At 61.2% G+C, this 23384-nt stretch carries 20 protein-coding genes and 1 tRNA gene; 10 read left to right on the top strand and 11 right to left on the bottom strand.

Translation table 11 applies throughout. The annotated features are described in order from the left end of the window. Positions 1 to 21: 21 nt before the first annotated feature. From FAA97_RS10580 to FAA97_RS10560, 5 genes are all read right to left on the bottom strand, one after another. Complete coding sequence (locus FAA97_RS10580; RefSeq protein WP_136598503.1) at positions 22 to 411, bottom strand: hypothetical protein; 390 nt, start codon at positions 409 to 411, stop codon at positions 22 to 24. 227 nt (positions 412 to 638) lie between these two features. After that, a complete protein-coding gene (locus tag FAA97_RS10575) occupies positions 639 to 1031 on the bottom strand; it encodes a hypothetical protein (RefSeq protein WP_136598502.1) in 393 nt (130 codons plus the stop codon). Then, positions 1021 to 1359, bottom strand: coding sequence for a DUF2293 domain-containing protein (locus tag FAA97_RS10570; protein ID WP_136598501.1), 339 nt, complete (start codon positions 1357 to 1359; stop codon positions 1021 to 1023). The genes FAA97_RS10575 and FAA97_RS10570 overlap by 11 nt, the downstream gene beginning before the upstream one ends. A gap of 851 nt (positions 1360 to 2210) precedes the next feature. Then, a complete protein-coding gene (locus FAA97_RS10565; protein ID WP_136598500.1) occupies positions 2211 to 2654 on the bottom strand; it encodes a hypothetical protein in 444 nt (147 codons plus the stop codon). A 220-nt stretch (positions 2655 to 2874) separates the two neighbouring features. Next, positions 2875 to 3156 (bottom strand): hypothetical protein, encoded by a 282-nt coding sequence (locus tag FAA97_RS10560; RefSeq protein ID WP_136598499.1) that lies wholly within the window; start codon positions 3154 to 3156, stop codon positions 2875 to 2877. A 269-nt stretch (positions 3157 to 3425) separates the two neighbouring features. Here FAA97_RS10560 and FAA97_RS10555 point away from each other — a divergent pair, with 269 nt between their 5' ends. Then, positions 3426 to 4658, top strand: a complete 1233-nt coding sequence (locus tag FAA97_RS10555) for a hypothetical protein (RefSeq protein ID WP_136598498.1) — start codon at positions 3426 to 3428, stop codon at positions 4656 to 4658. Between the two features lie 265 nt (positions 4659 to 4923). Here FAA97_RS10555 and FAA97_RS10550 read toward each other — a convergent pair whose 3' ends face one another. Beyond that, positions 4924 to 6735 carry a site-specific integrase gene (locus FAA97_RS10550; RefSeq protein ID WP_136598497.1) on the bottom strand — a complete coding sequence of 604 codons (1812 nt, stop codon included), beginning with the start codon at positions 6733 to 6735 and terminating at the stop codon, positions 4924 to 4926. 527 nt (positions 6736 to 7262) lie between these two features. On the opposite strand from FAA97_RS10550, the gene FAA97_RS10545 reads away from it, so the two are divergent. The 6 genes from FAA97_RS10545 to FAA97_RS10520 all read left to right on the top strand — a co-directional run bounded on the left by FAA97_RS10545 (position 7263) and on the right by FAA97_RS10520 (position 15734). Continuing rightward, complete coding sequence (locus FAA97_RS10545; protein WP_136598496.1) at positions 7263 to 8156, top strand: helix-turn-helix domain-containing protein; 894 nt, start codon at positions 7263 to 7265, stop codon at positions 8154 to 8156. A gap of 123 nt (positions 8157 to 8279) precedes the next feature. Next, the gene (locus tag FAA97_RS10540) at positions 8280 to 10367 is read left to right on the top strand and encodes a TonB-dependent siderophore receptor (protein ID WP_136598495.1); all 2088 of its coding nucleotides are present in this window, start codon (positions 8280 to 8282) and stop codon (positions 10365 to 10367) included. Then, positions 10367 to 11269: an ABC transporter substrate-binding protein gene (locus tag FAA97_RS10535; protein WP_136598494.1), complete on the top strand. Its 903-nt coding sequence runs from the start codon at positions 10367 to 10369 to the stop codon at positions 11267 to 11269. Before FAA97_RS10540 ends, FAA97_RS10535 begins: the two co-directional genes overlap by 1 nt. After that, a complete protein-coding gene (gene fhuB, locus FAA97_RS10530) occupies positions 11266 to 13224 on the top strand; it encodes a Fe(3+)-hydroxamate ABC transporter permease FhuB (protein WP_136598493.1) in 1959 nt (652 codons plus the stop codon). Before FAA97_RS10535 ends, fhuB begins: the two co-directional genes overlap by 4 nt. Beyond that, on the top strand, positions 13221 to 14003 hold the full coding sequence (locus FAA97_RS10525) for an ABC transporter ATP-binding protein (RefSeq protein WP_136598492.1): 783 nt from the start codon (positions 13221 to 13223) through the stop codon (positions 14001 to 14003). The genes fhuB and FAA97_RS10525 overlap by 4 nt, the downstream gene beginning before the upstream one ends. A 30-nt stretch (positions 14004 to 14033) precedes the next feature. Then, positions 14034 to 15734 carry an ABC transporter ATP-binding protein gene (locus FAA97_RS10520; protein WP_136598491.1) on the top strand — a complete coding sequence of 567 codons (1701 nt, stop codon included), beginning with the start codon at positions 14034 to 14036 and terminating at the stop codon, positions 15732 to 15734. Positions 15735 to 15800: 66 nt separating this feature from the next. On the opposite strand, the gene FAA97_RS10515 is transcribed toward FAA97_RS10520, so the two are convergent. After that, entirely contained in the window at positions 15801 to 16061 is a 261-nt protein-coding gene (locus FAA97_RS10515) for a hypothetical protein (protein ID WP_136598490.1), read from the bottom strand. Positions 16062 to 16517: 456 nt separating this feature from the next. After that, positions 16518 to 16913, bottom strand: a complete 396-nt coding sequence (locus FAA97_RS10510; protein WP_136598856.1) for a hypothetical protein — start codon at positions 16911 to 16913, stop codon at positions 16518 to 16520. A 304-nt stretch (positions 16914 to 17217) separates the two neighbouring features. On the opposite strand from FAA97_RS10510, the gene FAA97_RS10505 reads away from it, so the two are divergent. After that, positions 17218 to 17294, top strand: a tRNA-Pro gene (locus FAA97_RS10505). A gap of 298 nt (positions 17295 to 17592) precedes the next feature. Continuing rightward, the gene (locus FAA97_RS10500; RefSeq protein ID WP_136598489.1) at positions 17593 to 18660 is read left to right on the top strand and encodes a LacI family DNA-binding transcriptional regulator; all 1068 of its coding nucleotides are present in this window, start codon (positions 17593 to 17595) and stop codon (positions 18658 to 18660) included. A gap of 393 nt (positions 18661 to 19053) precedes the next feature. On the opposite strand, the gene cysN is transcribed toward FAA97_RS10500, so the two are convergent. From cysN to FAA97_RS10485, 3 genes are all read right to left on the bottom strand, one after another. After that, on the bottom strand, positions 19054 to 20532 hold the full coding sequence (cysN, locus tag FAA97_RS10495; RefSeq protein ID WP_136598488.1) for a sulfate adenylyltransferase subunit CysN: 1479 nt from the start codon (positions 20530 to 20532) through the stop codon (positions 19054 to 19056). A 219-nt stretch (positions 20533 to 20751) separates the two neighbouring features. Further along, positions 20752 to 21708, bottom strand: a complete 957-nt coding sequence (gene cysD, locus FAA97_RS10490; RefSeq protein WP_136598487.1) for a sulfate adenylyltransferase subunit CysD — start codon at positions 21706 to 21708, stop codon at positions 20752 to 20754. 207 nt (positions 21709 to 21915) lie between these two features. Continuing rightward, positions 21916 to 22662, bottom strand: a complete 747-nt coding sequence (locus tag FAA97_RS10485) for a phosphoadenylyl-sulfate reductase (RefSeq protein ID WP_136598486.1) — start codon at positions 22660 to 22662, stop codon at positions 21916 to 21918. A 227-nt stretch (positions 22663 to 22889) separates the two neighbouring features. Here FAA97_RS10485 and FAA97_RS10480 point away from each other — a divergent pair, with 227 nt between their 5' ends. Beyond that, the gene (locus FAA97_RS10480) at positions 22890 to 23321 is read left to right on the top strand and encodes an RrF2 family transcriptional regulator (protein WP_136598485.1); all 432 of its coding nucleotides are present in this window, start codon (positions 22890 to 22892) and stop codon (positions 23319 to 23321) included. Positions 23322 to 23384 lie beyond the last annotated feature (63 nt).

Genomic DNA, 23384 nt, shown 5'->3' with positions numbered 1-23384 from the left:
GGGCTGCCGACCTGGAGGCGTCTATCGTGTGGTCCTTCTCAACAGCGTTCCAAGCAAGCGCCTGGCGAATCTATCCGGGGGCTGGATATCATCTGGCGCCATCCTCCTGATAAAGCTCACCCATGCAGCTTCGCCGGCGCTTCTTTCCTGTGACCCGAGCATACGCTCCATGAGGGCGATCGTCTCTGCACTGTAGAACTGCGTGAGCGCCACCCGAAACAAGGCTTTCGCATCACAGCAGAGCATCGCGGCAACGTCAGGCACCTTGTCGAGCGGCATCTTGGCGGTGCCGTCCAGAACGAGGCGCACCAGACGTTCGGGTGAGCCCGATGGACCGTCGAGATCTACAAGGGTTAGACCTGCGGTTGCCAAGCAGTCGGTGAGATAGTCGCGGATGGGTAAGCTATTCATGTCGTGCACTCATCTGTTGAAGCTGATGAATTACTTATAGCGAAGGGGTGCGTGGGGATGTCTCGGGGGCTAACAAGTACGAAGAGGACCCGTGAAATGGGCAGGGGCTCCATAAGAAGCCCTGGGAAAATTCCCGGCATGCAATTTCGGGCGTGTGCGGAATGACATGCGCCGGTCTGAAATTTCGGAGCTTGTAGAGCAGGAGGTTCGATCCGCCGATGGCTCGGTCAGTCGGCCTTCGTCTTCCTCTTCTTACCCTTTTTACCCTTCTTTTTCTTTTTCTGCTCTTCCCCCAGCGGGTTTGGCTCTACTCGTAGCTTTGCCTCTTCTACTAACGAAAACATTCGCCATAGGAATTCGCGTACGTAAGGAAGGTCATAGGACTGCTGCATGCCTTCAAGGGCGACGCAGAACAACCAGTTCTCGTCTAAATCCAGCGCCTGCGCCACGGGCTTTACAAATTCGGGCCTCAGGCGAGCTCTGCCCGACAGGAGAAAGGTTAGATACGTGCCTCTCATCCCGGCGTTGCGTAGGGCGTGCCAAGCGTCATATCCCTTTTCATCGAGGCGCTCGTTCAGAATTCCTGCGAGATAGATCCAGTTTTGGTAGTTACCTCCCATCGTCTTCTACGCTCCCTTTGATCGGTTGCGCTTCCTCGGTCTTGGTTGACTTTCGCCGCCGCCAGCTCCCTATCATGGCGTTGACACGCGGCTGCACGCGCCGGCGCGCTTCCTCTCGATCGATCCCTGTGAGCAGGAGAGTGTCGTAGTCGGTGTGGAGGTGGCGCAGATGCGTTTGCATCGTTATGCCGACCGCCTTACCCAAGGTTGCCCCTTTCCAGTTCTTGCTGGCGATCTCGGCGGCAAACCAAGCAACGGCAAAGTCTGGGCAGCGTGGATGCTTCTTCCGGATATGTTCAGTCACAGCCTCAATACTGTATTTCGTCACTGTGTGCTCCAATTCAAAAAATGGAGCTGAATAACGATCACAGTGGGTGCCAGATAAACAAACGCTTATCTCTGTGGATTTCGGGGATAAGCTGTGTTTGCTTGAGAACGTTTTTAGCAACGTGTCCTTGCCGCAACACCGAGGGCATCCTTCAGCCGGAAATTGAAGTCCTAGGTTTCCCGAGGAATGTCGATGGGGATGCCTTTAGGCGCCGCCGACGTTTTTGGCACCAAGCCTCCCATGTCGGAAATGCAACCTATAGGTGCTATACGAAGTTGACGGTCGAGCTGTCACTGACAACCTAACTCGGCTTTTGAAGTTGCAGGCGTCAACCTTTGACGTCATCAGGTTGACGAGCAGGGGCTGGAGTGGTCGTGAAGCGCAACACGATGTTGACGAAGCTTAACATTTAATTGTCGCTTTAGGTCCGAAAATCGAAATTTTCTCACGGTGTCAACGTCTGACTTCGCGCTGCCGATCGACATTGCGGTGCTTGAGCTCACGGCACCGGCCCGAGACTGAAACAATCAATGGTAGTGTTGAACGCATTCGACTTTGGTGTCGATGCAGCGCGTCAGAAGCCTTGCCGGCCAGGGCCGAAAACATATTTTCCAAGACGTGGGCCGAGCGAAATGATTGATCGATATCCGCCCCGTTTCTCGTTCCATTGTCCCGCCGTTTCATGCCTTCCACGTGTCCTGCAATTACGATGCGGAAACATTCTGATGACGGGAGAGGAGTGACGGCATAGCGCCGACAGCATGTTGCCTCCACAAATGCGCCGCCGAACCTACCATCTCGCAACCTGAAGGTTGCAAGGGCGCGGTGGTGTATCACCGCGCCCAGGTCACTCAAGTCATCGACAGCGGCTCGACCAGGTCGTTGATCGCGCGGCGGATGGTGTCGACCTCTTCCTTCAGCGACACGTCGTCTTCCATCACCTCGAGATGGAAGCGAAGCCTATCAAGGATGGCGATCGTCGCATTACGATTCCCGCGGATCAGGCGCTCCTCATCGCTGAGTTCATCCCAGTCATCGTAGTCGACAAGGATGTTGCGGTTACCGTCGCGATCAATCTGATGGCCGCGAGAGTCGCAATCGGGGTAGTGGTTTGCGATTTCCCGGAAGAACGCCGCGCCCTTCGGGTCGTCCTTCTCCAGATCACGTGCCAGCATCAGGTAAAACTCGCGACGCGGCAGCGTCAGACCGCTGACGCCGGTCTTGACTTCGATTTCGTGCGGATACTCGAAGCAATAGCAGTTGCTGTTTGCATAGAGGTTTTCGATATTGGGCATGCTTGTTCTCCTTGCTTTCAAGGTCCGGCGACAAGCCGGACCTATTTGCAGGGAGGGTGCGAAGGGGTTGAAGTCATGGTGGAATCCTCTGCCGTTACTTTCCTTATAGCGTCCACCTGGCTGTGATGCAGACGATTGTCCGCATCGCAGCCAGTTTTTTTCAGTCGCAGCTTGTTTGCAGCATCGAACCACTACCGCTTAGCTTCGACTGGGGGGCTCGTCACCGCCAGCCGGGCCCGACATGCTCATCCATCAGCGCAATCATCTGCTCGGAGGCTTCCTCGTCGTCAGGCGCCACGTGCCCATCGAGGAGGTATTCAATGTAGCCAAGTGATGCCGGGCGGGTGCCAAAGCTGAGCCGCGCTGCGTCCTTCGGCGAGAAGGTGAACATGAGGTTACTAAAATCGGTTTCGATGATCTGCTTCTCGTCGTCATCAAGCCAGTGCCGATCGACCATTGCTGCCCGGTCCTCGGTTGGGGTCTGAAGAGTGTTGGTGCTCATCTGCTCTATCCTCTGCTGCTACGGACTGCCGGAGTGGTTGTTCCGTTGACGGTTCAGCATCACGGGGCGGAGCAATATGATGATACGGCTTTGTGGGGTGCTCATTCGTCTTTCCTTGTCTGGTAATTTCCCTATAGCCAAAACCCATGTGGCAACGCACATTTTTCTGTTGCGGATTGGCAACAGCGTGCTGACATTTCTCAGCCGGTAGTGGATCGGTTGCGCGATGCGGCCTATCCGGACGCTTCACATGAAGCCGGATGCCATTGATGACCTCCACCTACACAGTCATTATGTATCGCAGCGAGGAGCTCGATGCCCCTGTAGGGCTAGATTACGTAGAAGAGACTCTCAGGAGCTCACAGAGGCGCTTCCAGGGCCGGATAGTGCTTCGGCCGCAGATTGATCTCGGAGCCTACCGGTGGGCTTCTGTGGTCGATTGGATCGATGTCGAGTTTATTCTCGGTCGACGGTCGCAATATTGGCACCTGAACCATCGAATCGAGGGACTGACGGGACGCAAGGAATATCCGGAGGCGTTGGATGTCGGCCCTGGTGGAACCGCCAGACGCTACCGCCTTCGTGTCCAGGAGCCCGACTTTAGTGTGCTCCGGCGTGTGCTCGCGGATATTGAAGGCGAATACGGCTTCGCTTCTCCGGCGGCTATAACCGGGGTTGAAGTGAGCATCGACGCTTATCCGCACTTCCCCGGCGAGGAGGCCAGGGCTCGACTTCATGGCGTCATGGTCCGACATTTCTACCCGACGACCAAGTGGCTGACGACAGGCATGAAGTGGCCTCGAGCGACGCCCGGGATCGTCGATAAAAGAGGTGACTACATCGTTGCCCGGAATGGCCAGGACGACTTCCGGGATATCCAAGTCCGGATGACCCCAAGTTCGGACCGTCCAGCTCCTTACGCGTCCACTTACTATCTCGGAGAGGAGGACGACCCTCACGCCATGTGGCGGATTCAGAACAAGACGCTAGACAAGCAGAACAAGGCCACCGGAACACGTCAGGAGTTGACGGAAGAGGAGAAGCGCATACGCATCGAGGTCACGCTGGGACCGGATGGATGCAAGGAGGCTGGACTGGCCGACTTCGACGGCCTCGCCGAGTTCAACTTCACGGGGCTTCAGAAGAATTTCTTCCAATTTCGGCTACCGACCTTCGGCACATATCCGCCAGGCAGCTTGAAGAGCTCATCCAGACCAGTTGCTGCGGTTAAGGAGCGTGTCGAAGAGACCAGGAAGCAGCGCTTCCTCAACGCTGGTGTTTTGGGTCTGCAGATCCGGGAAGATGCGAGATGGGATCACGCACGCCTGAACCGGGACTATTTCCTGAGCTGGCATAAGGCACGTGGAAGCAAGATGCCGAAGAGGAGCAGGGTCGGAGTGGGCCCCCATGGAACGCACATCAACTACAAGGAAATGGCCCGCGTCATCGAGCGCGCGCTTGCCGGCCTTCAGAGGAAGGTACGGAGGGAGATGAAGGGGTAGGGGAGTGCTGTTGCTTTGATCGGTTGCTTTCAAAGGCTGAAGGAAGAGGAAGAATGGGGATCAGCTTACATAGAAACAAGTTATTAGGTCGCACACGGAATCCATTAGCGACTTCTCCTAAAGGCGGGGCTTTTGGACGCAAGGAAGCCGGCAGGCCTTCGGGAAAATCTTGTTCGAGGTTGCCCCAAGGGAGGTGTTCGTAACAGATCGAGCCGTCCCAGACGTGATAGCGTGGGATGGTAGTAAACCCGTGGCGCGGCACGCGTCACTTCATAAGCAGGTGGTCCAACTCCAACCCCGGATAAGCGATAGCATCCACCAGTTCGGCTCGCTGCTCGAGCATTCCTTGGTTCAGCACGCCGTAGCCACGTGTCACCGGATTGCCGCTTACGTGACCAAAGATGAAGTTGAACTGCTCATCCAGGTGGCCTGCGCGGCGCAATGCGTCAAAGGCACCATGGCGGAACGAATATAGTGAGAGGCCTCTTCCTTCCTTTATTCCGATCCGTTCAAGGTATCTTCCAAACTCGCGACTGAAGTCAGCCATCATCTGGCCGCGCTGGTTGCGAACGGCAAAAGGGAAGAGACGCGTGTGACCCAGGGATCGCATCTCCTCAATGTAGTCAAGCAGGCCAAGAGCAACTAGTTGCTTATGCAGGGGCACATGACGGCGGGAGCTGGAGCTCTTCAGGCTCTTGCGGTCGTCGCCGTCATCGTCCGCGGTCTCGGTAATGTCCATGAGCCAGATCTGCTCCTGTTCCCGGACGTCTGATAGCGTCAGCTGTGCAATTTCGGCTGGACGAGCTCCAGAATATAGCATGATGAGCGGCACCCAATATCGGTGATCCCGGACCTTTACATCGCCTGGCTTGTGCCAGAAACGCGGCGCTTCATCGCTCTCGCAGCCGGTGAATAGCGGCGACTGGAAAAGGAGGTTCATCTGATACGTCGAGAAGGGGAAGACCTTTTTACGCTTGTCCTTGGCGAGTGCCATGCCTTCGGTCGGATTTGAGTCGATGTAGCCATGCGCCACAAGCCAACTGCAAAACGCGCCGAGGCTGGCGAGATGTCGATTGACGGTGCGCGGCGTGATCGTTGGCTTTCCCACCTCAGCATTGTGTTTGACAATCTGAGCAATCTTCATGCCTTGGAACGCTTTCGACTCCGCGGCTTTCACCGGGTAGAGCATGAGGAGCGCTTTCCACTCCCGAACTGCCCGCTTGTCGATTTTCGCAACGGGGAAGGTGGTGCCGACATGGTCCACGAATAGACGTACGTCGCGGCGAGCCTGCGCCAAGGTGTCCGATGTGATGCTGCGCGGGTTCTCGCGGGCATAGACCTCGAAAAGCTCCATGATCGATTGACCCGGTGCCGCTGTTTCGCGCGGTGCTGCGTAGGCCGGCTTAACGACGGGATCGGTAGGGTGGCCTGAGTAATCTCCGTCATCACGCTCAAGCGTCCGCTCAAGTGCTTGGATTTCCGCGCGCATCAGAAGGTGCTCGAGCTCACGAAATTCGTTCGATTCCTCTTCCACCAGTAACCGATGCCTGTGAATGAAATCTCGGACACTGTCGCCGATTAAAAGGTGCCGCCCCGCAGCGAGATCACGGCGCAATGCTGCCAGCCGGCGCGACCGGAGGTTCGCATCGTCTTGACGCGCACGCTTGAGCAGTTCCAAGTCGGCATAGCCGTTGATCATGCTGACCATGTCGTCTGATCGGATTTCGCCCCTGTCTATGCGTTGCCAGACAAGCTCTGCTTCCCTCTCCAGGTCTGCGTCAGTCGGCATTGAGCGCCGCTTCTCCACGTCGTCTTGCAGCCTGGCTTCGTAGTGCTCCCAAACGGCAATTGCCTTGTCCTGCTCTGCCAGTCGCCGCCGTGCTGCCATATCGGCGAACTTGACCTCCCACTTATGCACTTCGGCACTGAGACGAAGCTTTGCGGTTGCCTCGTCCTTGGTCCGCAGCGAGATCTTTTTATCCTCACTCGGGAAGTGGTCCCGCAGATCAGCAGGGATATAGATCCGTGCATAATATGTGCCGCCTTCGCGGCGAATGAGGTTGGATCGTCGTGTCATTTTGGAGCCCCCGGAACCGCTTACCGGAACAGTAAACCGGAACACCTCTAGACAGAAAAGCTATTTAATGGCAATATGTTGAGGCAATTCAAGGCTGTGGAGAAAGTTGGATTATGTTCCTGGCGCCCCAGCCCTTTCCCCCAACGATCCAGATCGCGGCAGCCCGCCTGCTTCAACCGTTCTCGCCGCCTCAATCCACGCCAGCTTGATCGTTCGCTCCAGTGAATTCGCCCTCAAGGTACCGCTAACCCTCTCGCATGCCCAGGTGCCGGGTCCCCTCTGGGCCTGCGTCTTGGGTTCGTTGCCAAAGGCGGGTTCTGGCGGGTTCTGGCGGCTTCGGGTGGGGAGCCGGTCGGGCGGGAATACTTGACGAAAAGGGTTTAGTATTGCATGACGCGAAGCGGTGATGGTTCCGCCCGTTCAGCGATTGACGAACGATGCGGTGCAAACGATGTGCTGCCACCGGCGTCGCGGGTCGCGGTGATGGTCGGGCAGGTTCACATCTCTGGCTCCTTCCGGAGGTTTCGATGGGCTTTCGTCCCCGCATGCAGGCGCTAACACGGGCTTACCGCACGCTCAAACCCTTGTGCGTGCGCAGCTGGCCCGGCGTTGTGGCCGATGTCTGGCATGTGGAAAGTGGTGCCAATGCCGGCGGCTTTTATGTTTCGCCGGACCCTCGATTGTTCGTCCTTCTCGGCACGCCGCCCAAAGGCCTTTTGCTGAAGACTAGCGAAAGTGGCAAGGCCGTGTCTGCCGTTTCCATCGCCTATGTTCCGGCAGGTCAGCCACTCTGGGGCGCCATGGGCGCCGGGGAGCGGTTCTCCCATCTCGACTTGCACCTGGAGGCAGGTCCGCTGCAGCAGCGCCTCATCGGTCTCGTTTCTCCGGGAAAACTGTCCGAGACGGTGATGTTGACGAGTGAGCCCGCTTCGGAAGGGGCAGGGGCAGGGGCCAGAACGCTCGCGCGGATGCTGGCTGATGAGGTGGAGCGGCCTTCGCGCCCGGCCATGATGCTGGATGGTCTTCTCTCCGCCATGCTGGCCGAAGTGCTGAACCTGTCGAGTGACGGGCCGGAGCATCATGGCGGTCTGTCGCCGCGCCAGGTAACGGCGGTCAGGAGGTTCGTCAGCGATGCCTTTCCCCGCCGCGTCACAGTCAGCGAACTGGCTGAGCTTTGCGGGCTGTCGGAAAGCTGGTTCAGCCGCGCCTTCCGCCAGAGCACCGGGGAGGCGCCGCAGCGTTTCATGGCGCGGCAACGTTTGGAGGTGGCGATGGATCTGATGCTGACGACCGATCGCGGCCTTGCGGACATCGCCGATGCCACCGGCTTTGCCGATCAGGCCCATCTCACCCGCATCTTTCGCACAGCCCAGGGCCTTCCGCCGTCGCAATGGCGCCGGATGCGCCGCGGAAACGACTGAGGAAAACAAGGCGAAATTTTGAAAATTGAGCAGATCCGATCAAATCGCACGGCATTCGTTCAAGCGCCGCCTTAAAACAAGACTTATTCAGTCATGAATTCTTTACGCCTTGTTGGATGAACCATGAACAGCAGAATTGTCCTTTTCGCCGGAGCCAGCCTCCTTGCCCTGCAGACCGCAGCCTTTGCCCAGGAGGCGGCAACGACGGAATTGAATGAGATCGTCGTTTCAGGGCAGGGGGATCCCACTGCGCCGACCGATGGTTATGTCGCAAAGAGCGCGGCCACGGGTACGAAAACGGGGGCTGCTGTCCTCGAGACGCAGCGCTCCGTCTCGGTTGTCACGCGTGACGAGATCGCCGATCGCGGCGCCCAGAACCTCGGTCAGGCCCTGTCGACCACAGCCGGCGTGATTGGCGAGCCCTATGGGGTCGATCCGCGTTTCGACAGCCCCTCCTTGCGCGGCTTTGACATGCGCAATGCGCAGTATCTCAATGGTTTGCGGCTGATGCGCTCCATGGGCGCGCCCTCTTACGAGCTCTACGGCCTGGAGCGGGTGGAGGTGCTGAAGGGCCCGGCATCGAGCCTTTATGGCTCCGGCACACCGGCCGGTGTCGTCAACATGGTTCAGAAACATGCGCAGTTCAAGGATGCCTATGAAGCCGGAACCGGTTTCTCGATCGATGGCGATGCGGATGTCTTTCTCGATGCCAACAAGGCTCTCACCGATACCTTTGCAGCCCGCCTGACCGGCAAGCTGATGAAGTCGGAAGAAGATATCGACGAGCTGACCAACCGGCGCGGTTATCTTGGGCTTGCCGCCCGCTGGTCGCCCTCCGATGCCACCACGGTAGATTTCCTTGGCTCCTACCAGAAGGATAGCCCGATCAGCCCGGCCGGCATTCCCTTTGCGCTCACCGGTCGCGGCAACGACAAGAGCCTGCGCGATCTCTATATCGGCGACCCTGCCATTGATGGATCCGACCGGCGGATGGCGAATATCGGCTATGAGTTGCGCCATGAATTCGACAATGGCTGGGTGCTGGATCAATCCGCCCGCTATCAGACCTTCGACTGGGACTATACCGGCTTTTACGCATCCGGCTACACCGCCCCTTTGAGCATCAGCCGCGGCGTGACCTTTCAGGATGAAGACACCTGGACGGCCAATCTCGATACCCGCATCTCGCGCGAATTCGAAACCGGGCTTCTGCGCCACGATCTGTTGTTCGGCCTCGACTTGAGGAAGCATGACAACACCACGACGACCGCATTCTCGTCGTCCTCGGACTTCGACATGGCCAATCCGACGCCGACTGTCGTTGGCGCACCGTGGTACACGAAAACGGATGATCTCGTCCTTCAGCAGGCCGGCATCTACGCGCAGGACGAACTGTCCTTTGACCGCTGGCGTGCAACGCTCGGTCTGCGTCACGACTGGGCCGATCAGCACGGCCAATCCGGCGCCGCGATTGTCGACCAGCAGGATAGCGCCACCACCGGCAATGCCGGTCTGTCCTATCTCTTCGATAATGGTCTTGCGCCCTATGTCAGCTATGCGACGTCATTCGATCCGGAACTCGGCACGGATATCGGTGGCAACCAGCTGCAGCCCACGACCGGCGCGCAGTGGGAAATCGGCCTGAAGTACCAGCCGACCTCCTTTGACGGCCTGTTCTCGATCGCGCTTTACGATTTGCGCCAGGACAATGTCAGCGTGTCCGTCACCGAAATCATCAATGGCAACCCCGTTTCCGGCATCCGCCAGATCGGTCAGGTCAAGTCCCGCGGTCTCGAGATCGAGGGTGCCGCCGAGATCGCCATGGGCTGGAGCGTCAGGGGCGCCTATAGTTACACGGATGCCCAGCAGGTCGGCTCCAATGATGGCAAGATGCCGGCCAACACGCCGGCCCATCTGGCAAGCCTCTGGCTGGACTATGAATTCGCCGAGGATACCGCACTGGACGGTCTCTCGCTCGGAGGCGGCATCCGCTATATCGGCAAGCGCTTCGGCGACAATGCCAATGCCTTTGAGATGGATCCGGTCACGCTGGTCGATCTCGCAGCCCGTTACGAGGTGACTGAGAAGGCGACGCTGTCGCTCAACTTGAACAACGTCACCGACGAGAACTATGTCGCCAATTGCGGTTCTTTTGGCTGCTACTACGGCTCGGGCCGCACCGTCATGGGAAGCCTGACTGTCCGGTGGTAATGTCTGACCGATCCTATGGCCGGCGTGCCGTCCTGCAGCTTGTGGCTGCCACGGGGCTTGCCGGCCTTGCCGCTCCGCTTTCAAGAGCCGCTGCGTCCTCGACGGGCGCTGCGGCTCAGCGCCTTGCGGCCATCGACTGGGCCATGCTCGAAACCGCCTGCGCCATTGGCCATGTGCCGGTTGCGGCTTGCGAGCTGATCCGCTTTCGTGCCGAGAGCGCCAGTCTTGCGCTTCCGCAAGACCTGCTGGATCTCGGGCTTCGCGGCTCGCCCAATTTCGAGCAGCTGCGTTTCGCCCGGCCAGACCTCATTCTCTCGTCGCCCTTCTATGTCAGGCTTGAAGGCGCTTTCACCGCCGTTGCGCCGGTCTACAGTCTGCCGTTCTTCGTGCGCGGCGAGCCATCCCTGCCACATGCGCTGGATGCCTTGCAGGCGCTTGCCCTGCGTCTCGACGATCCCCGATCCGGCGAACGAGCCCGGCACGAGGCGGAAACACGCTTCGACCGCCTTGCATCAAGGCTTAAGCCCCATGCCGACCGCCCGGTGATGCTGATCGATTTCGGCGATTCCCGGCATTTTCGCGCATTCGGTTTCGACAGCCTCTATGGCTCGACGCTGGCCCGTCTCGGCCTCGTCAATGCCTGGCAGGGCGGCACACAGTTTTCCTTCGCAGCCCCGGTGCCGATCGACCGGCTGGCGGAAATCCCCGATGCGAATTTCGTCATCGTCAACCCGGTGCCGATTGAGGCACGGGGGCAGTTGCAGACCTCCCGGCTCTGGAATGCACTGCCGCCGGTGCGCGAAGGGCGGGTTCATCAGCTTGGCGCCACCAATGCCTTTGGTGGCGTTCCCTCGGCACTCGCCTTTGCCGAGGGGCTGGCTGAGGCTCTGGCTGCCGCATGAAAACGCTTCCCGTCCTTCTTGTTCTCGCAGCCACCCTGCTGTGGGTCGCCGCCGCCCAGGCGCTGCTTCCCCTGCCGCTCTGGCTTGATGCGCTGTGGTCTGCCGGCGACCAAAGCATAATCGAAATCCGTCTCGTTCATGGCCTGATGCCGCGCGCGGCCATGGCCCTTCTCGTCGGCGGCGCCCTTGGGCTCGCCGGTGCGCTCCTGCAGCGGGTTCTGCGCAATCCGCTGGCCGATCCGACCGTGCTCGGTGTCTCGGCCGGTGCGCAGCTGGCGCTGGTCGCAGCCACCCTTTTTGTGCCGGCCCTTCTTTCCTCGGGCCGACTGCCAGTGGCGCTTGCAGGGGCGGCGGCAGCCGCGGCACTGGTCTTCCTGATCGGTTCGAAGCGCGGTTTCGAACCGGCTCGCATGGTCGTCGTCGGCATGCTGATCGGCCTCCTGGCCTCGAGCCTCGCCACGGCACTGACGCTCGCCCATGGCGAATATCTGCTGTCGCTGGTGATCTGGAACGGTGGCTCGCTGGTCCAGCAGGATTGGTCCGCCGCGCTCAGGCTTTCCGCTGTGCTTTCGGCCTGCCTGACCGTCGCCCTCTGCCTCGCAAGACCGATGCAGATTCTCGCCATCGGCGCAGAGACGGCCGCAGCGCTTGGCATGCGCGTCGGTCTCGTCCGCGCGATCGCCATTACAATTGCCGTCTTCCTCACGGCCATGGTGTCGGCCGAGGTCGGGCTGATCGGCTTTATCGGCCTTGCCGCACCGACCATGGTCCGCGCACTTCCGATCCGGCATGAAGCATCGCGGCTTCTGGCCTGCGTTATGGTCGGAGCCGGCCTGCTTCTCCTTTGCGACAGCGGCGTGCTCTTGATCGATCATGCCGTCGGCGAGATGTTCCCGGTCGGCGCCGTGACGGGGCTGATCGGTGGGCCGCTGATGCTCTGGCTCTTGCCGAAGCTTTCGGGGCGTACCCCGCCACAAGAGGTCCAGTTGGCAGACGCCGGCCAACAGGGGAGGGTCTGTCGACTTGTCGCCTTGCTGGCGGCGCTGCTTGTCGGTTGCTCGCTCCTGGCGCTGGTTCTGGGGCGCGGGCCGGATGGCTTCGCCATTCTCAACGGCGAGGAACTTGCAGCCTTCCTGCCGCTCAGGCTCCCGCGGCTGATTGCAGCGATTGCGGCCGGCGCGCTGCTTGCCGGTGCCGGCGCCATTCTGCAACGGACAACCTCCAATCCGCTCGCCTCGCCTGAGGTCATGGGGGTATCGGCCGGCGCCGCGCTTGGCTTCGGCCTTGCGGTTTTCCTCATCCCGGCACCGGCATCCTGGATGTTCCTGATTGCGACCGCCCTCGGTGGCGCGGTCGTCCTCCTGATCGTCGCCCGCGCCGCGATGGCATCCGGCATGCCGTCCGTACGCATCCTGCTTGTCGGCCTGGCGCTGAGTGCCTTTGCCTCTGCCGTCTTGTCAGCGATGATGGCAGGCGGTGACGCCCGCGCCTGGGTCATCCTCACCTGGCTTGCCGGCTCGACGGCGACCATAGGCATGGTCGAGGCTGCGATCCTCGCCATCCTTGCCGTATCGCTGCTGGTCTTCTCGCTCTGTGCCGCACGCTGGCTGACCGTGCTGCCGCTCGGAGCCGAGATTGCATCTGCACTCGGCCTCTCGCGCTTTGCCCGGGTGTGCCTCTTCCTGGTCGCCGGCCTTGCCACCGGCACGGCGACGGTGCTGGTCGGTCCGGTCAGCTTCGTCGGGCTTATGGCGCCGCATATCGCCCGCATGCTTGGCTTGACCACGGCGGCTGGCTTTGTCGCCGGTGCCATGCTCATCGGTGCCTTCCTGATGATGCTGGCCGATGCAGGCGCCCGCTTTGCGGCCTTCCCTTACGATCTTCCGCTCGGCCTCTTTGCAACCCTCATCGGGACGCCCTGGCTCCTGCTCACCATGACGAGACAGACGCGATGAACTGCCTGTTTGAAATCCGCAACCTCACCATCGATCTTGGCAGCGGCAGGGCGCCGCGGCGGGTGATCGACAGCCTTGATCTCGATATCCCCGCAGGCCGCACCGTCGCGCTCATCGGCCATAACGGTTCGGGCAAGTCGACGCTTCTGAAGGCGCTTGCGCGCCAGATAGAGCGGACGTCAGGCGAAATCCGCACCATGGGCCGGCCGCAGCAGGCCTGGTCGCAGCGCGACCACGCCCGCGCGCTCGCCTATCTGCCGCAATACACGCCGTCAGCCGAAGGCATGACGGTGCGCCAGCTGGTGGCACTCGGCCGCTATCCCTGGCATGGCGCGCTCGGCCGTCCAAGCGCCGAGGATCGGGTGGCCGTTGAGGCGGCCCTCGTCGAATGCGGGCTTGTTGAATACGAGGGCCGCCTCGTCGATACGCTGTCTGGCGGCGAACGGCAACGCGCCTGGCTTGCCATGCTGCTCGCCCAGGGCGCGAATGCCCTTCTCCTCGACGAGCCGATTTCGGCGCTCGACATCGCTCATCAGATCGAGGTCATGAGCCTCGTCCACCGCCTGTCGCAAGCCGGACGCTCGGTGCTCGTCGTTCTCCATGACGTCAACCTTGCGGCGCGCTTTTCCGATCACATCATCGCGCTGAAGGCAGGAAAGGTTGTGCTCAACGGCACGCCGGACGACCTGATGCAGCCCGACGCCTTGTCATGGGTCTACGGGCTTGCGATGGATGTGGTAACACGTCCCGGTCGCGCGCCGCTCGCCAGCGCCCTTTGAGGGTGCAACGGACATTTGCAGGAACATCGCATGCTGAAACAATTCTTCGCCTATTATCGTCCCTGGAAAGGCCTGTTCTGGCTGGACTTCTCCTGCGCTGTCGCCTCCGGCCTGCTGGAGCTTGCCTTTCCGCTCGCCGTCACGGCCTTCATTGACAGGCTGCTGCCGACCGGCAACTGGACGCTGACGCTGATCGCTGCAGCCGGCTTGCTTGGGATCTATCTCGTCAATGCCGCCCTGATGGCGATCGTCATCTACTGGGGCCACAAGCTTGGCATCAACATCGAAACGGCAATGCGTGCCAAGGCCTTCGAGCATCTGACAACGCTCTCCTGGCGTTGGTACGATACGGCGCGCACCGGCAAGCTCGTCGCCCGCGTCACGCGTGACCTGGAAGAGGTCGGCGAAGTGGCCCATCACGGCCCCGAAGACCTGTTCATCGCCATCATGACCTTTGTCGGCGCCTTCATCCTGATGCTCAACCTGCATGTCGAGCTCGCACTCGTCACGGCCCTCATCGTGCCGGGCACCGTTGCCATCGTCTCGATCTATGGCGGCCGCATGACCCGCACCTGGCAGGAGATCTACGGCCGGATCGGTGCCTTCAACGTGCGGCTGGAGGAAACAATCGGCGGCATCCGCGTGGTCCAGGCCTATGCCAACGAAGATCACGAGCGGAAACTTTTCGCCAAGGACAATGCCCGCTATCGCAAGACCAAGCTCGACGCCTACAAAGTCATGGCCGTCTCCTCCTCGCTGCACTACATGGGCATGCGTTTCGTCCAGGTGGTGATCATGGTGGTCGGCTCGGCCTATGTGCTGTCAGGCGCCATGTCGACCGGCAGCTTCGTCGGCTTCCTTCTGCTCGTCGGCGTCTTCTTCCGCCCGCTGGACAAGATCAGCTCCGTCATCGAAACCTATCCGCGTGGCATCGCCGGCTTCCGCCGCTATCTCGATCTGCTTGCCACCGAACCTGAAATCACCGACAGCCCGAATGCCCGCCCGGTTGCAACGCTGTCAGGCGAAATCGTCTTCTCCAATCTCTCCTTCGCCTTCACGCCGGGCCGCCCCGTGCTGCACGATATCGCGCTGCATGTGAAGCCGGGAGAAACCATCGCCTTCGTCGGGGAGTCCGGTGCCGGAAAATCGACCTTGCTGTCGCTCCTGCCGCGTTTTTATGAGCCGACGACAGGCACCATCACCATCGACGGCATGGCACTGCCGGAGATGACGGTCGAGAGCCTGCGCCGCCAGATCGGCCTTGTCTCGCAGGATGTCTTCCTGTTCGGCGGAACGCTGCGGGAAAACATCGTCTATGGCCGAATCGGCGCCAGCGACGAGGAGGTGCTGGAGGCCTGCCACCGGGCGCAGCTCTCGGCCATGCTGGAAAACCTGCCAGAAGGTCTGGACACCATCGTTGGCGAGCGCGGCATTATGCTATCAGGCGGCCAGAAGCAGCGTGTGGCGATTGCCCGTGCCTTCCTCAAGGACCCGCCGATCCTGCTGCTCGACGAAGCCACCTCGGCCCTCGACAGCACGACCGAGCGCGAGATCCAGTCGGCGCTCGAGGACCTGTCCAAGGGCCGCACGACGCTCGTCGTCGCCCACAGGCTCGGTACCATCCGCAATGCCGACCGCATCGTCGTCATGCAGCAGGGCCGTATCGTCGAGGTTGGCAATCATGCCGAACTGATGAAGCGGGAAGGGGCCTACGCCAGGCTCGCGGCCTGACGGGCCTAGGTCCCACCTGGCCCGCGCCCGTGGCAGACTGCCGTTCTCACGGGCGGCGGCAGCCGGTCACAGTCTGGTCTTCACCGGACGCCAGATGATGGTCTCGGGTGTCCTGTCATGCGGGTTTTCAACCAGCGTCACCTTGCAGTCCCGGCTGTCGCAATCCGTGCAGCGGAATTTCAGCGTGCGCGGGTTGCGGCCATGACCGTAGAAAGCGGCGATGTCGGCAGCCAGAAAGCGCGCCTGTTTCTCACAGCTGCGACAGGTGGCCATCACCAGCATGTTGTGGCGCAGCGCCTTGCCAAGCGTATCGATCTCCTGGGTCATGCGAGCGATTTGGAACAAAGGAAGAACATCGTCAAGTAGGCATATGGCATAAAGTGCCGGGTCTGCGGGTTTTTCAGCGCCTTTTCCACGCAAAACGCGGAGCGCGCGAAAAGCTCGCAGCGACCCATGGTCAGGCGGAGAAGCGTGCCCGAGGAATGCGCGCAGCTAACTGAAAATTAACGATAAAAATTACCTTGCGTAAGGCATCTGTTAACCGCGGTATTTCTATAAGGAGGGTGCTTCCATCAAGGTCTCGCGTCGAGAAGCACATCGGTTTCAGTATTGCGTATGGGGAGAACGTCATCCACGGCGTTCTCCCCTTTCGCGTTTTGGCTCGTGCGAAAAACGCCGGTCTTGCCGGGCGGAAACAGGTGGTCGTGAACGGCTGGTCCGAACAAAAGGAAAGCCTCCGTGCAGGGCAGGGAGGCTCTCAGGATCGGGTCTTTGCAGAGCGGATCAGGCGCCGGCCAGAAACTCTGCACAATAGCTTTTGCCACCCGCCGTCGGGCGATCGACAATCGTGCGGATGCCGCGAATGATGTAATCGCCGGAAACGGTGAGCTGCACTTCGCAACGCAGATATTCGGTGCGGGCCCGCGTCAGCAGCTTGCCGCGCTTGCCGTCGGGCAGCGTCTCGTAGGTGGCAGGCACCGTGCGGGTCTTATGGCCGCCGCGCCAGGTATAGGTCGTGGCATTGCCGGCGGCGGCATCGCCTGCGGGCGGACCAAACTTGGCAAAGAAGGCGCCGGCCTGCTGGCCGATCCAGCGGGTCTCGACCTCATTCTTGGGAGCGGCCGTGGTCGTGCAGCCGGCAAGTGCCAGCGCAAAAGCGGCCATCAGCGTTAGGTTCATGCCCATGCGCAATTTCATCGTGTGTCTGCCCTCATTCCTTGCGGAGTTCATCAGGCAGCGTTGCCCTGTTCAAACAGGCCCCCACACGCTGCCATTCCTGCCTTAACGTCAAAGCGTATCGCGTGACATCGCGCAAGTGATGGATTTAACGAATTCTTCAGAAATGATGTTTCCCTGCAACGTGATTTGATCGGGAAAGGCGAAGCCGAAGCGCCTGTCATGAATTCATCAAGAATCCTCCCGAAAATTGTCGATGCCCGCTTGTGCAGATAAAATCACTGGTCTATAGAGGCGCCGCTGGTCACGGAGTGTAGCGCAGTCTGGTAGCGCACCACGTTCGGGACGTGGGGGTCGCAAGTTCGAATCTTGCCACTCCGACCAGCTGATTGAACATTTCCCCAAAAAAATCTGACTTGCTCCAGCGCTCCGGCGCGCGCATCCGTCTTATTGTCATATTCGGAATTTCTGCTGCATCTGCAAGCTCTTACCCTCCGTATCCGCGCGATCAATTGTGACCATGCAACCATATGATGCGGCGTTGCCAGACGCGGTTAACGCCCGGTAAACCGTTGCGTGTAATCGCGAAAGGGTTTAACCCTCGTCGGGGATTGAGTTGTAGGCGGCGCCTCCTGAGTTGTGCCGAATACGACCGGGGATTGTGCTACGCGGTGGGGGTCTCATGAGGTCGAATACACGGCGACGGCGCCAGCGACTGGAAAAGATAACGCTGTCGGATGTTGCTGCCGAGGCGGGTGTCAGCGCCATCACGGTGTCGAGGGCGTTGCGCGAGCCGGACAAAGTCTCGCCGCCTCTGCGTGAGGCCATCCTCGAAACCGTCAAGCGTCTCGGCTATGTGCCGGATCTGGCTGCCCGCGCGCTTGCCAGCCGCAACAGCGGTTTTGTCGGCGTCATGTCGCCGGGGCTCACCAATTATTCCTTCATGGCCCTGATGCGCGGAATTGAGGATCGGGTTCGCTCCAGCGATCTGCGCATTCAATATGCAGTGCCCGACAACGACGTGGATGATGAAGCACGCCAGCTGCGCTTCTTCTTCTCGCAAAATCCGGCCGGCATCATCTATATCGGAACCGAGCGGGGCGAAGCCGTCCGAGACCTCCTGCACAAGGCGCCGTGCCCTGTGGTGGAGGTGATGGACCTGAGCGACGAACCGGCCGAGATGGCGATCGGTATCGATCACCGCCGCGCGGCGGAGGTTGCAACCCGCCACCTCATTGACCAGGGCTATCGCCGGATCGCGCTTGTCGGCGGTCGCTGGGATATCCGCGCCCGCCGTCGGCACGAGGGTTATCGCAGTGCCTTGATGCAGGCCGGCCTGTTCGATCCGTCGCTGGTGATAGCAGTGGATGGCCATACCAGCGCCTCGCTCGGGGCGCAGCTGCTCGAGAGGCTGCTGCAGGAGCATCCTGACGCAGATGGTGCCTTCTGTCAGAATGACGATCTTGCCCTTGGCATGCTATTCGAGTGCCAGCGGCGCGGCCTCAATGTGCCCGAGGACTTTGGCATTTGCGGCTTCAACGATCTCGATCCGTCCGGCGTTGCATGCCCCTCGCTGACCTCGGTCAGAGTGCCGCGCTACGAAATCGGCTACCGGGCGATCGACATGCTGATTCGAGCCGCTGGAAACGTCAATCCACCGCCGGCCAAGGTCGACCTCGGCTTCCAGCTGATGGAGCGGCAGTCGACCGCGCGGACGAAGGTGCCGATCGCCCTGCCGATCACCGCCTGACACGCCGCCCATAGAGCGTCCCGTGGACGGCCGCACCGATGCTCTCAGGCTGCGCGACGCAGATCGTGCAGCACGATGCATCAAAGCGGCATAAGCTCCCTCCGATCAAGAGAGCCGCATTCCACGAAGCGGCGCGGCCATGGCGCGCGATGCCCGCGCCGCCTTGCCGGCCAGGTCGCGCCCATGGCGGGCAAGGGGGCAGCCGTCTTTCACAAGCAGGGTGGCGATGCGCAATGAAGCACGTGTATTCTGCGCGCTTGGCCCCCAATGCGCCTTTGGCAAGGTTGTAGACCAAGCGCCTATCATCGCGCCCAGGATAGGCTCCAGGGGCGCCGTCACGGGATGTGAAAAACCCGCTGGCGATACCGGCGGGCTTTTGCGTGTGGAGAGGCCTCAGCCGTCGATGTCGTCGAGCAGCTGGCGTGCGGCACTCGTGGTCACGCGGCGGGTTTCCACCTCGTCACGACGGCTGGCGAGAAGCTCGGTCGCCAGCAACTGTTCGGCGAGATCCGCCGGCAGCGACAGGATGACCCGGCCCTCATGGCTGTTCAGTCCGCCCAGTTCCGTGCGTTTGCCCGAGATCATGCCCCCGGCCACCGTATTGTTGGTGTCCGGATCGATCACGATGAAGGCGCCGGTTGCGCGGTTGAGTTCGTAAGGGTCGAAGATCGCGGTTTCGTCGAAGGAAAGATGCACCTTGCCGATCGCGTTCATCTGCAGCATTTCGCTCGGCTGCCACTTGCCAGTCTTCAGGTCCAGCTGCTGCACCGGCTCCACCTGCACGCGCTGGCGGCGCGAACCGGCCTTTAGCCAGTAGCGCTTGCCGGGCACGATGCCATCGGGCTGCAGCGCCACGATCTGGGCGTCGAAGGCAAGGCCCGTCTGCGGCTGCGCGTCGAGCGAAACGATCATGTCGCCGCGTGCCACGTCCACCTGGCGGTCGAGCACCAGCGTGATCGCATCGCCTGAAACGGCGGCATTGCGCACGAGGTCGAAGGTGACGATCTGCTTGACATTGGCGATCTGGCCCGAGGGCAGGATGGCAACGCTGTCGCCCGGCTTCACAGCACCGCCGGCAACTGTGCCCTGATAGCCTCGAAAACTTTCGCCCGGCCGCGAGACGCGCTGCACCGGCAGGCGGAAACCGGTCGACTGGCCGGAGCGCAGCGTCGCCAGTTCCAGCGTCTCGACCAGCGTCGGGCCTTCGTACCACGGAATTTCCGCCTTGGCCGAGTAGACGACGTTTTCGCCCTTCAGCGCCGACATCGGGATGGCCGTCACCTGGCGCACGCCAAGCGTCAGCGCCAGTTCCTTGAAGTCGTGGCTGATCTTCTCGAACACGGCGCGGTCGTAAGCCACGAGGTCGAACTTGTTGACCGCCAGAACGAACTGCTTGATGCCCATCAGCGAGGCAATGGTGGCGTGGCGGCGTGTCTGTTCCAGAAGGCCGGCACGGGCATCGACCAGAAGCACGGCCAGATCCGCCGTCGAGGCGCCGGTTGCCATGTTACGGGTATATTGCTCATGGCCGGGCGTGTCGGCGACGATGAAGGAGCGGCGATCGGTGGCGAAATAGCGATAGGCGACATCGATGGTGATGCCCTGTTCGCGCTCAGCCTGCAGACCGTCGAGCAAAAGCGCGAAATCCGGCAGGCCGAGATCGTTCTGGCTGCCCGAATCGCGCCGCAGCGTCGCGGCCTGGTCTTCCTTGACGGCCTTGGTGTCCCAGAGCAGGCGGCCGATCAGCGTCGACTTTCCGTCATCGACCGAGCCGCAGGTGATGAGGCGCAACGGACGCGAGTCGCGGATGACAGGAGCGGCTTCGGTTTGGGGTGCCTCGGTTGCGAGGGTGACGGTGGCAGCCTGGGTCATATCAGATACCTTGGGAAGAGATTGTGTGCAGGGCGGCAGCAGAGAACCCGCTCTCCCCCCTTGTGGGGGAGATGTCACGAAGTGACAGAGGGGGGTGCGCCGCAGGCGAAACTCGTGCGCGGCCAAGGCGGAGCGAAGGGTTCACCCCCCTCTGGCCTGCCGGCCATCTCCCCCACATGGGGGGAGAGCGAAAGCCGCCGACGTCGCGATGCGAAGCCATCAGAAATATCCTTCGCGCTTCTTCTTTTCCATCGATCCGGCCTGGTCGCGGTCGATGGCGCGGCCCTGGCGTTCGGAGACGGTGGCGATTTCGAGTTCGGCGATCACCTCGTCGAGGGTCGCCGCATGGGAGCGGATGCCGCCGGTTAGCGGCCAGCAGCCGAGCGTGCGGAAGCGCAGCATGCCTTCCTGGATCTGTTCCCCGGGAAGCGGCTCGAAGCGCGGATCTTCCGCCCAGAGCAGCATGCCGTCGCGCTCCACATATTTGCGGTTCTTCGCGTAATAGAGCGGCGGCAGCGGAATGTTTTCCGCCTGGATGTAGCGCCAGATGTCGACTTCGGTCCAGTTCGACAGCGGGAAGGCGCGCACGCTTTCGCCACGCCGCACCATGCCGTTATAGATGTTCCACAGTTCCGGACGCTGGTTGCGCGGATCCCACTTATGGTCGGGCGTGCGGAAGGAATAGATGCGTTCCTTGGCGCGGGAGGCTTCCTCGTCGCGACGCGCGCCGCCGAAGGCTGCGTCATATTTGCCGGCGTCCAGTGCCTGACGCAGCGCCTCCGTCTTCATCACGTCGGTATGGTAGGACGAGCCGTGGGAGAACGGGCCGATGCCTTCGGCCGCACCGCGCGGATTGGTATGCACGATCAGGTCGAGATCGAACTTTTCCGCCATCTCGTCGCGAAACGCGATCATTTCCGGGAACTTCCAGCCGGTATCGACATGCAGAAGCGGGAAGGGCACGCGGCCGGGGAAGAAGGCCTTTCTCGCCAGATGCAAGAGCACCGAGGAATCCTTGCCGATCGAATACAGCATGACCGGCTTCTCGAACTCGGCCGCCACTTCGCGGAAGATGTGGATCGCCTCGTTCTCCAGCGCCTTCAGATGCGGATCAAGCGGCGGCTTGGTGGCCGGGTCCTTGGAATGCGGATCGAATTCGGATGTGTGTACGTGCATGGTCTTTGTCTGCCTTGATGGCCATCGATGATGGCATTTCGTGGCACCCCCCTCTGCCTGCCGGCATCTCCCCCACAAGGGGGGAGACCGAAATCCGCTTACCCGGTGCCCGGTCCGGGCAGGGCGGCGATTGGCTGGCGCCCCGCTCTCCCCCCTTGTGGGGGAGATGTCACGAAGTGACAGAGGGGGGTGAATTCTCGTTCCAGTTCAAGCCGGCGTCGGTATCGCCGAAGCTGGTGCCTCCGGCACATGCAGCCCGCATTCGCGCTTCTCGTCGTTTTCCCACCACCAGCGGCCGGCGCGTTCCGGTTCGCCCGGCTTGATGGCGCGGGTGCAGGGCTCGCAGCCGATCGAGGGGTAGCCGCGTTTGTGCAGCGGATTGGTCGGCACGCTTTCTGCCTCGACATAGGCGTTGATGTCCTCGATCGACCAGTCGGCCAGCGGGTTGACCTTGATCAGGCCGCGCTCGGCGTCATATTCGGCAAAGGGCGTCGCCGCGCGATTGCCGGACTGGGAGCGGCGCAAGCCCGTGATCCAGAAGCGGGCGCCGGCAAGCGCCTCCGCCAGCGGAACCAGCTTGCGCACATGACAGCAGGCATGCCGCGCTTCGACGCTTTCGTAAAAACCGTTCAGGCCGAACTTCGCCGCATAGGCGTCAATGTCGTCCTGCTTCGGCACGAAGCGTTCGATGGAAATGCCGAAGCGCTCCTCGGTCTCGGCGATCAGGTCGAGCGTCTGCTTGAACAGCCGGCCGGTCTCCAGCGTCGAAACCGAAATCGGCAGCTGCGCGAGGCCGATCGCCGCGGTGATCACCTGGTCCTCGATGCCGAGCGAGGTGGTGAAGACGGCGCGGCCTTCCTCGGCGGCGATGATGGCAAGGCGCTCCTGCAAGGAAGCGGCGGCCAGCCGCGCATCAAGTGCTTGGGCCGTGTGCTCCGGGCTGTGAAGGGTCATGAGGCTATCCTGCTTGTTTTCGCGATTATGCAAATATTCCCTTGGTGTAGACAGCAATGCGCTTTCGTCGTGACGCGGGCTTGGAGCAAATATCTCTCCAGTCCGCGGCAATCGCGGCAATTCCTGCCGCTTGCCTGCATCAAGGTTTGAACCTTCGCCCGATCTGCGCTATGGCCGAGCCAGGCTTGCGGCAGCAAATTGCCTCCAATGCCGCGCGGGTGAGACGAATGATTACGCAGAAAGCCAAATATGCGCTGAGAGCGCTCAATCTGCTGGCGCGCGCCGAACCGGGCGTAACGGTTCAGATCCCGGAGATTGCCGGGCAACAGAAGATCCCGAAGAAGTTTCTCGAACAGATCATGCTCGATCTCAAGCGTGCCGGCATGGTGGAAAGCCGCCGCGGCAAGCAGGGCGGCTATCTGCTCGCCCGCCCGGCCGCCGAGATCACCTATGGCGAGGTGCTGCGTCTGATCGACGGTCCCGTTGCGCCGCTTCCCTGCCTCTCCCTGACGGCCTATCGCCGTTGCGAGGATTGCGATGGCGAAACCGACTGCGAAATCCGCCGCGTCTTCTCCCGTGTTGCGGATGAGACGCGGGCCGTGCTGCTGACAACCAGCCTGGCCGATAGCGTGTCCTGTGAGACGCCCGAGCTCGTCTGACCGGCCTTGATGCCGCCTTCCGCCCGCAGTCGTATTCTGCGACATCCGCGCTTGCTGCCAATT

Source organism: Peteryoungia ipomoeae, from assembly GCF_004912165.1.
Lineage (GTDB): Bacteria > Pseudomonadota > Alphaproteobacteria > Rhizobiales > Rhizobiaceae > Allorhizobium > Allorhizobium ipomoeae.
Note: the sequence above shows the minus strand (reverse complement) of the source record. Positions and strands in the feature narration are given on the sequence as shown.

Coding starts and splice junctions, on each gene's coding strand:
- FAA97_RS10580 (WP_136598503.1), bottom strand. CDS start 411: ATGAATAGCTTACCCATCCGCGACTATCTCACCGACTGCTTGGCAACC.
- FAA97_RS10575 (WP_136598502.1), bottom strand. CDS start 1,031: ATGGGAGGTAACTACCAAAACTGGATCTATCTCGCAGGAATTCTGAAC.
- FAA97_RS10565 (WP_136598500.1), bottom strand. CDS start 2,654: ATGCCCAATATCGAAAACCTCTATGCAAACAGCAACTGCTATTGCTTC.
- FAA97_RS10560 (WP_136598499.1), bottom strand. CDS start 3,156: ATGAGCACCAACACTCTTCAGACCCCAACCGAGGACCGGGCAGCAATG.
- FAA97_RS10555 (WP_136598498.1), top strand. CDS start 3,426: ATGACCTCCACCTACACAGTCATTATGTATCGCAGCGAGGAGCTCGAT.
- FAA97_RS10550 (WP_136598497.1), bottom strand. CDS start 6,735: ATGACACGACGATCCAACCTCATTCGCCGCGAAGGCGGCACATATTAT.
- FAA97_RS10545 (WP_136598496.1), top strand. CDS start 7,263: ATGGGCTTTCGTCCCCGCATGCAGGCGCTAACACGGGCTTACCGCACG.
- FAA97_RS10540 (WP_136598495.1), top strand. CDS start 8,280: ATGAACAGCAGAATTGTCCTTTTCGCCGGAGCCAGCCTCCTTGCCCTG.
- FAA97_RS10535 (WP_136598494.1), top strand. CDS start 10,367: ATGTCTGACCGATCCTATGGCCGGCGTGCCGTCCTGCAGCTTGTGGCT.
- fhuB (WP_136598493.1), top strand. CDS start 11,266: ATGAAAACGCTTCCCGTCCTTCTTGTTCTCGCAGCCACCCTGCTGTGG.
- FAA97_RS10525 (WP_136598492.1), top strand. CDS start 13,221: ATGAACTGCCTGTTTGAAATCCGCAACCTCACCATCGATCTTGGCAGC.
- FAA97_RS10520 (WP_136598491.1), top strand. CDS start 14,034: ATGCTGAAACAATTCTTCGCCTATTATCGTCCCTGGAAAGGCCTGTTC.
- FAA97_RS10515 (WP_136598490.1), bottom strand. CDS start 16,061: ATGACCCAGGAGATCGATACGCTTGGCAAGGCGCTGCGCCACAACATG.
- FAA97_RS10510 (WP_136598856.1), bottom strand. CDS start 16,913: ATGAACCTAACGCTGATGGCCGCTTTTGCGCTGGCACTTGCCGGCTGC.
- FAA97_RS10500 (WP_136598489.1), top strand. CDS start 17,593: ATGAGGTCGAATACACGGCGACGGCGCCAGCGACTGGAAAAGATAACG.
- cysN (WP_136598488.1), bottom strand. CDS start 20,532: ATGACCCAGGCTGCCACCGTCACCCTCGCAACCGAGGCACCCCAAACC.
- cysD (WP_136598487.1), bottom strand. CDS start 21,708: ATGCACGTACACACATCCGAATTCGATCCGCATTCCAAGGACCCGGCC.
- FAA97_RS10485 (WP_136598486.1), bottom strand. CDS start 22,662: ATGACCCTTCACAGCCCGGAGCACACGGCCCAAGCACTTGATGCGCGG.
- FAA97_RS10480 (WP_136598485.1), top strand. CDS start 22,890: ATGATTACGCAGAAAGCCAAATATGCGCTGAGAGCGCTCAATCTGCTG.